At 40.4% G+C, this 505-nt stretch carries 1 pseudogene; it reads right to left on the reverse strand.

Features of this window, described 5'->3' with window-relative positions:
- Positions 1–505: pseudogene (locus tag FRY74_RS12790) on the reverse strand (hypothetical protein); the annotation flags it as partial.

The raw sequence follows: 505 nt of genomic DNA on the forward strand, positions 1-505 counted from the left end.
AAAGCCCAGAAACTGTATCTAATGCACCAACATTTACTCCTGCAGAATCCCATGCAAAAGTGTATGGTGCAGTACCATTTGTTGGTTGAGCCCACACTGTTCCTTCAGCTAAACTACAGTAAGCATCAAACGATCCTAATACTGCATTTAATGGTGCTGGTTCATTTATTGTAACAGGAATTGTTGCATTACAATTGTTTGAATCGGTAACTATCATCGTATAATTCCCAGCTGACAAACCTGATGCTGCAGCAGTCGTTTGACCTCCTGCTGCTGCACCCCAAAAATAAGTATATGGGCTTACTCCTCCTGTTGCTGATCCATAAGCAATTCCATCTGTAGAACCAAAACATGACACATCAAAACTAGAATCTATTGCTGCAACCAATTGACTTGGCTGATTAATTATTATCGTATCAGTAACAGAACAACCAAAACTTGAAGCTGTTAAATAATAAGTGCCTGCTGACAACCCAACTGGATCTTCTGAAACACTACCTCCTGG

The organism is Vicingus serpentipes, from assembly GCF_007993035.1.
GTDB classification, from domain to species: Bacteria; Bacteroidota; Bacteroidia; order Flavobacteriales_E; family Vicingaceae; genus Vicingus; species Vicingus serpentipes.